The sequence below is a fragment of the Alteromonas lipotrueae genome, assembly GCF_019249215.1.
GTDB lineage: Bacteria > Pseudomonadota > Gammaproteobacteria > Enterobacterales > Alteromonadaceae > Alteromonas > Alteromonas lipotrueae.
The window spans coordinates 1-8568 of sequence record NZ_JAESDI010000029.1; the positions used below are offsets into that span (position 1 = coordinate 1).

The 8568-nt window shown below is 38.1% G+C and carries 10 protein-coding genes; all 10 read left to right on the top strand.

Features of this window, described 5'->3' with window-relative positions:
- Positions 1-41 precede the first annotated feature (41 nt).
- Positions 42-1229: a glutathione S-transferase family protein gene (locus JKP82_RS20485; protein WP_218398547.1), complete on the top strand. Its 1188-nt coding sequence runs from the start codon at positions 42-44 to the stop codon at positions 1227-1229.
- 251 nt (positions 1230-1480) lie between these two features.
- Positions 1481-2521 (top strand): hypothetical protein, encoded by a 1041-nt coding sequence (locus JKP82_RS20490; RefSeq protein WP_159530516.1) that lies wholly within the window; start codon positions 1481-1483, stop codon positions 2519-2521.
- Positions 2522-2600: 79 nt separating this feature from the next.
- Positions 2601-2939, top strand: coding sequence for a hypothetical protein (locus JKP82_RS20495; RefSeq protein ID WP_218398549.1), 339 nt, complete (start codon positions 2601-2603; stop codon positions 2937-2939).
- A gap of 116 nt (positions 2940-3055) precedes the next feature.
- Positions 3056-3517 (top strand): hypothetical protein, encoded by a 462-nt coding sequence (locus tag JKP82_RS20500; protein ID WP_218398551.1) that lies wholly within the window; start codon positions 3056-3058, stop codon positions 3515-3517.
- A gap of 141 nt (positions 3518-3658) precedes the next feature.
- On the top strand, positions 3659-4372 hold the full coding sequence (locus JKP82_RS20505; RefSeq protein ID WP_159530510.1) for a hypothetical protein: 714 nt from the start codon (positions 3659-3661) through the stop codon (positions 4370-4372).
- A 120-nt stretch (positions 4373-4492) separates the two neighbouring features.
- The gene (locus JKP82_RS20510; RefSeq protein WP_159530508.1) at positions 4493-5521 is read left to right on the top strand and encodes a hypothetical protein; all 1029 of its coding nucleotides are present in this window, start codon (positions 4493-4495) and stop codon (positions 5519-5521) included.
- 872 nt (positions 5522-6393) lie between these two features.
- Complete coding sequence (locus JKP82_RS20515) at positions 6394-7029, top strand: hypothetical protein (RefSeq protein ID WP_159530506.1); 636 nt, start codon at positions 6394-6396, stop codon at positions 7027-7029.
- A 339-nt stretch (positions 7030-7368) separates the two neighbouring features.
- Positions 7369-7563, top strand: a complete 195-nt coding sequence (locus JKP82_RS20520; protein ID WP_218398553.1) for a hypothetical protein — start codon at positions 7369-7371, stop codon at positions 7561-7563.
- A gap of 11 nt (positions 7564-7574) precedes the next feature.
- Positions 7575-8150 (top strand): hypothetical protein, encoded by a 576-nt coding sequence (locus JKP82_RS20525; protein ID WP_159530502.1) that lies wholly within the window; start codon positions 7575-7577, stop codon positions 8148-8150.
- 138 nt (positions 8151-8288) lie between these two features.
- Positions 8289-8568: hypothetical protein (locus JKP82_RS20530; RefSeq protein ID WP_218398555.1), on the top strand; the 280-nt coding region annotated here is incomplete at its 3' end.

Below are 8568 nucleotides of genomic sequence, written 5' to 3' on the forward strand. Positions count from 1 at the left end.
CTATTATCTTGTTGTTATTCAGCGTTTAAGAGTATGTTGTAGTGTATATTTTGTATGGTTCTGAAGTGTCTTTGTATACAGGTAAAATTCGTGCTTACCTTAACTATAAGCAACTGCCTTTTACCGAGGTGCTATCTACCGTATCGGTATACAAAAAAATTATTCGCCCGAAAACCGGTCTTACCTTTATTCCGGTGGTAAAAACCCCTTCAGACGAATACTTACAAGATACCGCCCGCATTATTGATTACTTTGAAGCACAGGCTCGGGCTAATACACAGGCAGATACCAACACCAATAATCTATCAGTAGTACCCACCACACCGGCACAGCACCTTGTAAGCGAACTATTCGCCCTATGGGGAGACGAATGGCTGGTTATTCCCGCTATGCATTACCGCTGGAACAAAGATAACTTCCGTTTTATATATGAAGAATTTGGGCAAGTAGTTACCCCTAAAGCCCCCAAATTTGTTAAAGCGTATTTTGGAAAGAAACTAGCCAAAAAGTTTCAAGGGTTTGTGCCACTGTTAGGCATTACCGAGAAAAGCATTCCGCATATTGAAGACTGGTACGAAAACGCCGTTCTGCATTACTTAAACGAACACTTTGCGACTCATAAGTATTTGCTAGGCGATAAACCCTGCACTGGCGACTTTGGTTTATTAGGCCCATTGTATGCTCATTTATACCGCGACCCTGCACCAAAACAATTGATGGATAAGCTAGCACCCAATGTAGCCGCCTGGGTTAAGCGAATGAATAACCCAAGCGCTGAAAAGCATACAAGTGCCGCTGGCAGTAACGATAATAACCCTGCCAGCAACCCCGCCTTTTTAGAAAACGACGAAATACCCGCTACCTTACTGCCACTATTAAAGAATATGTTTGCTCAGCAATGGCCGGTGTTGAAAAACACCTCAAAAGCGTTAGCTGATTGGCGAGAGAAGAATGCGAGTAATGAAAATACTACGCGCTTTATTCCAAGAACAATAGGGCAGCACACTTTCAAAATAGGGCGGGGCGAAAGTGAAAATGTAGAAGAGCAACGTTTTATATTCAGCTTTCATCAATACAAATTACAACGTGTATTAGATGTGTTTAATAGCATTGAACAGCCACGCTTGGAATTGACGAAATTGTTAGACGAAGTAGGGGGCTTGGAATATATGCAGCTGAAGGTGAAAGACCGCGTGGTTTTTGAGTGTAATAGGTTGGTGTTTGAGTGAGTGGGGTTGAGATCTTTGGTTGACTGTGTGTTTATACAGTTTCTGCTTTTTTTGCGTTGTTGGAAATAAAAAGGAATTATTTCGGAATGTGTGAGTGCCTTTGAAAGGTTGGGGTGTAATAGATTAATAATAGGTTGTTTTCGTGCGAAAGTTTGTGAATTAGGGAAATGATGTACGGAAACTTTCCATCTTGTATAAAGGATTTTTTCCATATAATAAGCTGTTAAATCTAATCAATACCGGAGTATAAATTGGCAAGGAATACCGTATATATTATTGGTGCTGGAGCGAGCTTTGAAGCTGACCTCCCCGTAGGGAATTCTCTAAAAGATGAGATTGCACGAATATTGAAAATGGAATTTGAGCATGGTTCATTTAAAGATGGCAATTACGATCTTTACCAAACGCTTAGACGCCATACAAACAATAATAATGCCGAAGTGAATGAATACCTTCAGGCGTGTAGGCATATAAGAAACAATATGCCCCTCGCCATATCCATAGATAATTTCATTGACTCAGAACGTGGTAATGAAAAATTAGCCCTATGCGGAAAGATTGGTATCGTTGATTCCATACTAAAGGCAGAGAAAAGAAGTAAGCTATATTTCGATCGGTATAGAGGTTCGCGGACAATTAATTTTTCTGCTTTAGAGAGCACGTGGTATCTTCCATTTTTTAGAACTCTTACCGAAAACTGTAGAGCCGAAGATCTAGCGAAAAGATTCTCCAGCATCACCTTAGTCATATTTAATTACGATCGCTGTATTGAGCACTTTCTACATAACGCACTGATGACCTACTATCGCTTATCAGGGGCCGAAGCAGCAGAAGTCATTGCAAAATTAACCTTCATACATCCATACGGTACTGTCGGTTCACTTCAGTGGCAAGATAGAGCAAGCTCTACTGTCATGGAATATGGTGGAGAGATTCAAACTCACCAACTAATTGAATATGCGCAAAGAATTCGAACTTTTACTGAGGGCGCTCATTCTGATTCTATGGGTATACTTAAATCAAATATGAAATACGCCGAACGTATCGTATTTCTTGGTTTTGCTTTCCATAGATTAAATATGGAACTCTTATCGTTAACAGATGTAGATCGCTATGAAAATCCTGCAGCAATTGACTGTTATGCCACTGCGTTTGAGACATCGAAGAGTGACCAGGAATCAATCAGCAGCTCAATATCACATTTATTTGAAGGCGAGCTAAAAATAAACATAGAAAATATGACTTGCTCTAAACTATTCAATGATTACTCAAGAAGTTTGGGTTATGCGTAGAGTCAAGGATTTAACAAGCAAAGGCAGCCGACGCATAAATGCGCGGCTGCTTTGAGCGTTATGGTTATAAGAGGGTTGCATGGAAGCTAAAATTTTAATTCCTTTAATGTCAGCGTTAATCGGCGCAATTATTGGAGCACTATCGTCAATAATTACAATCTCTATCCAACAAAATTCTCAGTCTAAAAGGGACAAGATGAAACTAGCATCTGAAATGGCTGAGAATGATCGTAAATTCTCACATGAATTAGCGAAAGAAAGAGGAAAGCCCTATACGTTATTACCTGTTAGTATATTTCAGCATTATCATTTTGAAATTCTTACAGCATTGGAAAAAGGTAATGTTAAAGCTAGTGACATCGAAAAAATAACAAGGAAAAATCAGGAGTTAATTAATGCTCTCGATGGTAATAAATAATAAACATAGCAAGCTGTTCAAGCGAGACAAATAACAGTTGGCGGGTTCCGCTCCGCTTCACATTTTAGCCAACTACAATTTGCCCCTTAACAGTGCGTTAGCCTTAAGGATAAAAATTGAGTTATTTCAAACTTCCAGAAAAGAAAAAACAATTCATAATTACTATTGGAACTGTAGTCATCTACGGAGCAATATTCGCTATCACTGACACCCTATTCCCAGAAATCCCTGGGGATATTAAAAGGAAGATCACTCAGGGAGGTTTATTTGTGATATTTCTTTCTGGCTTACTGGCTAGCCAAAGCTTTTTGTGGCATTCGAAGGTACAACACAACAAAGAACTGGCAGAAATGGAAATTGAAAAGTCGGAAGAGAGCCTGAAGATTTTAAAGGCTCATGCAAAAAGCACCCCCACAGATTTAGCTCAGCCAATTAAAGAAAATAATGAAAAACTCATAACAGCCAAATCAAAATTGGAAGAAGTTAATAATCACCCATCGACTTTAATTTTTTCAGGAAAATTATCAGTATTTCTGCTTGGGCTAGGGACTTTGCTTTCTATAGTTGGCGCAGGTTAAAAAGGCTAACAAACCGCTGTAGTCGGTCGCAAGCTCCCTGGGACAATAACACGTGGGCTCAGTCGCTTCGCTCCAAATTTTAGCCCACGTGTTATTGCCCTAAGCGGTGCGTTAGCTGCTTTCTTAACTGAGACTCAAATTATGGATGATAAAATTGTTATTGCTCTTATTTCTGGTGGGGCAGCCTTGGGGGCTGCAATTGTTACTGGATTAGTAGCTAAGGCTTCTGCAAAAGAAAAAACAAAACAGATCGAAAGTCAATTGTCACAACAGCTCCAAAATAGTCACTTCGAAAATGCCCGAAGCCATCTAGATGACCTATATATACCTATTGGAAAAGCGATAGCATTATTTGAAAGCAAATTTCGAAAGTTCCACACACAAATAGATATAACTTCTAACGAACATAATCAAGAACAACTAGAAAATATGGTAAATGCTATTGCAGATTTCGAAGAACTCCTCGATACGTTGAGAGCTCAAGGTGCGGAAGTATTTATGATTCCAGAGCTTGAAGAGTTGGTATTTGCATTCGCAAGCTTTTTGAGAGAGTCTCTCAATACATCGGAAACAATTCAAAAAGCCATTATAAAAATGGATTTTGGGATTTTTGGTTTTTCAACATCTTCTGAGCACTCTTTTGAGGTGCAGGGTTCAACCGCTGCAAAATTTAAAGGGAAGATACGTTTGCCAGGAATGCCATTTGGTTTTGCATTAGAGGCTGATGAAATATTGGCCGCCCCTATTATTTCTCAAGATTTTATAAATCATGTATCAAAAACACTACCTAAAATTAAAGCCTCGATCAAAATTGTTACGCTTGGTCCGAGGGGACTCGATAGCTCAAGCAGCTAACAAGGCAATCATGGATGGGACGTCTAAAGCTTGGCTGGCGCTCATTCTTCGCTTATTTTAGCCAAGCATCTATACGCCCCATATTGCGGAGTTAGCTCACTAGGGATACCCTTCACAATTATGAATTTATTCCAACCTATTGTAGACCTAGACAAACAACACAAAAATTTTGTTTCAATAATTAACTTCTCTAATGAGAATGATCGTAAAGAGCTATTGCGTTGGTGTAATGGATTTCCTGACAGGGACAATAAGTTCGTACACGAATTTCAGACGACCTTTAATTCAAGCTTTTGGGAAATATATCTATATGCTGTATTTAAAGAATTAGGTTTAAAGATGGATTGGTCTCATGCATCTCCTGATTTTCTATTAGATTACGATAATCAAGATATTGTGATAGAAGCAACTATCGCGGCAGCAGCGACAGGTAAAACCCCTGAATGGGAAAAAGATTTAGAAAAAGGGACTCCGACAAGATTTAAACAGGTGAATATGGAATCAATTATTCGTCTTGCAAATTCAATCTCAACGAAATACAGAAAGTACAAAAAATCTTATTCAAAGTTAAACCATGTAAAAGCTAATCCGTTTATCTTAGCTGTAGCACCATTTGAACAGCCACATTTTAATTTGCAATGTGAAGTGCCAATCATGGCACTTTTGTATGATTTTTATGTTGATGAGGACGCTTATAAAGACCAACCACATTTATATCCAAATGGACCTCCAGATGTAAAGTTGGGCTATGTAGAAAAAGAAAATGGTGCGGAAATTGAATTAGGTTTGTTTGAAGATAATAGTCACTCTGAAATCAGTGCAATTATACTAAGCACAACTGCAACCTGGGGTAAAGTTGAAGCGATGGCAGCTGAAGTTGAACATCGTTTTGTGAATACTGTCTGGTTGTCGGAGGCTGAACTCAAACCTATTTATAGAAGCTCCGTAACTGATAATAACAAAGAGACTATTCTAGATGGGTTATACGTTTTTCATAACCCATTTGCTAAAAGACCTTTAGATCCTAAAGCTTTCAGGCGTAAAGGTATCACTCAAGTATTTGTAGATCCTAATACTAAAAAGATCACCAAAGAGAGAAACGGTTTATGCCTTTTGCATAGGCAAACTATGAATGTTGTAAAAAAGTGAGCTAACAAGCAATTCAACAAGGGCAAACGACTAAACAAGACAGGCATGTTTGGAAAAGTAAAGCTGCTTTAACGAAGGCTATATTCGTCGCTAGTTGTGTAGGTAAACGTTTCTTTTTAGTTGATGCTCAGAAAAAAGCAGAAGTGCGCGTAAGAGTAGCAGGCGCTTAAGTGTATTTATTCCTTCACCAGCGTGAAATAGTAATCAGTTTTGCGAGATTTGCTATTTAGATGCAACGCTATCCCAGCAATCGCATTGCACTTTGTCGACCTTCAACCCGTTGCTAATGTTGGTTGCGTATTGCTCAAGGTGAGTCACTTTGCCAGCGGTGTGCTAAAGCAGGTTTCAAACTGGGTGGATAAGATTAGCCATTCAGATTAAAGAAAGTGTACTAAGGGAGTGTTTTGGTGGTTTCGAATTATACCTGCCTTGTTGAGTATTGTTGTTTTCGAATTATGCCTGTCATGTTTAGTTCATGTTTAGTTCATGTTTAGTTCCCATTAGGCGACGGGATACACAATATGGTTTGATTATTCGTTCCGACAAAGAGGTAAAATATCCCGCTCAAGAACTAATAGCGAGTATTAGGGTAATCTATAGCATGAGACAGCGGAGTAACCGGTGGGACGATGCAGTGTTGGAATAATTTTTCAGTCGTATGAAGTAGTTAAATATTATATCTTCGACTATGTTGAGTTTTTTTATAACCGCATAAGCCAGTATTCAACACTGTGCTATGTCAGCGCACATTGATAGGAAGAGGCTTACGCTCAACATGGATGTTCACTTTTAGCGGGAAAGCCAACTTTACTTATTAAATCAACGGTTTATAATGTCACTTCTTTTCCTTTATACTTTACAGATCAAACACAATGCCTAATATCGTTAATACATTTTCTATATACGCCACCACCGTTTCTATAGCTCTTACAATTATTGGCGGTATTGCATTAGGTACCTATACATTAGGTAAGGATACAAGCTTAGGTGAAATTTCTGAGCTTAAGCTTCAGCTTTCATCTTATGAGAGAGTTAAGAACTTAGATGTTCAAACACTGGTAAAAAAATTAAGCCAAACTGCAGAAAAGTTATCAATCAATGTTGAAGAGCAAAGAATACTAAAAGAACTGAAAGCAAAAAATATACTATTAACAGAGGCACTTACAACTTCAGAAAATAAATTGGATTCAACTGTAAAGTTACTTTCTAACATTAAGTTGCAAAATGAATCTCTAAAAACAAAATTATCTGAATACAACCTTAATAATAAAAAATTTAGTGTTTCAAAGCGCCAAACAATAGAATTAATTAAGGGAGGTACTGTACTTGGCTTACATGATGTTAGTACTTTCAGTTCATATGCTGAGTTTAACGTTGGAAACAAGAAACAAAAACTAGAGGTAGGTAATTCGCTTTTGGTAAACGTCTCTTCAAAAGAATGCTCTTTAACATTATTAACAGTTACTTATTACGATTCCGCAGAGTTTAGATTAATCTGCCCAAGCTAATATGTTACTTAAAAGGACAAAAAATAGCTGGCTTTTGTTCATTCCTCGCAAATTTTAGCCAGCTATTTCATTGCCGCTTAGCAAGATGTTAGCTAATCTGGGCTTTTCCTTAGATGGCCAATTAAAAACCACAATACTATTGATGGTGTCACTGTAATCGGCATTATGACTACTGAGAAAATAAAAAAGTCTGTGTCTTCCGAACCATTGGAAAACTGCCAATTGGAATTCAAGAAATTGGAAAACGCTGTGGCTCCATTGGCAAAGTTAACTGACAATAGCCAAATAAATACAAGCGTGACCAAAAGTGCCACAACCCCTCTTATTTCGGGAGTAGAAATGAATAAGGAGTCACGGACACGTTTAGAGTTTATTACCCATTGTGTGGCTAATGCCCAACCCCAAATGGACGAAATCGCGAGTCGGTACTCTGAGAAAAAACTCTCAAAGTGCGTCAACATGACTATGCCAAACAATATGGAGATCCAATTAGCAATGAGTATTGATAATATCCCGCTTAGAATTGCCATATAAAGAGTCCAGAAGTGGAAAAAATTAGTAAAGATAATAAACCGGTCCCTGAAATTTTCAATCTCTGGGCTGTGCTGGCAACGATTGTCGCAGCAATTAGCCTATTTAAGTTTGTTGCAACAACTCTAGATATTGGCGTCTGGGCTGTTCTGTTAAAAGTGCTAGATTACTATAGTTCGATTGCTCTTTGGATTTTTCAATATATCCCTTCCTTAATTGACTTAAATATTCCTAACAAAACAGCGGAAGGGTGGGCTCTTTGTTTTATACAGGGTGGCTGCGTAGGTCGAGCATTTATTAAACTCGCAGCTCCAGAAGATGCTAGAAAAAGACTCATGTTTATTTCGCTAGTAATATTGGTAATTATCGTCTCAAGTTTAACTATGGTTACTGGTATGATAGGGGCGTTTTCTCAAGTGGCATTCTTTCACCCCAGATATAGAAAAGAGGCTTATGAGCTACTATTTAGAAAGTCTTATAACAACAACGGACTAGAAATTGTAGTAACACTTGCAATGATTTATTGGGTTCTAACAATTTTAATAATGCTAGCCTTCTTTGTTTTAAATGCTTTTGCTCCCTCTGGTTAATTATGGGCTCGATTATTATTTTATTGCTAAATTAGTAGAATGAAAAAAAATAGCTAACAAAGCCAGTCAGCAGGACGCAGCAAAGCTGCGCCTCTGCTGGCGGCATTAGCACTTCAATGGAGCCTGTAAATATCTGCTATGTATAAAAAGTCATTAGACGTTATCTGCTTAGGAAACATCAAAGAAGCCGCATTGTATTTCGATAGGGTAATTCCTGTTCAATGCAATGCATTAAAACATAATGACGAAGGTCCTTACGTTACATTGCCAGAAGAAGTTCCTGTCAGAGTCGCAACTGACTTAATTTATGGTAACAGTGCACCCGATTATAAAATCTTAGAGTTTATGACTAAGAAATGGTCACCATTTGTTGATGCTTTGCATAAAGAGTTTAATGGTAAAATATCAAGATATAATG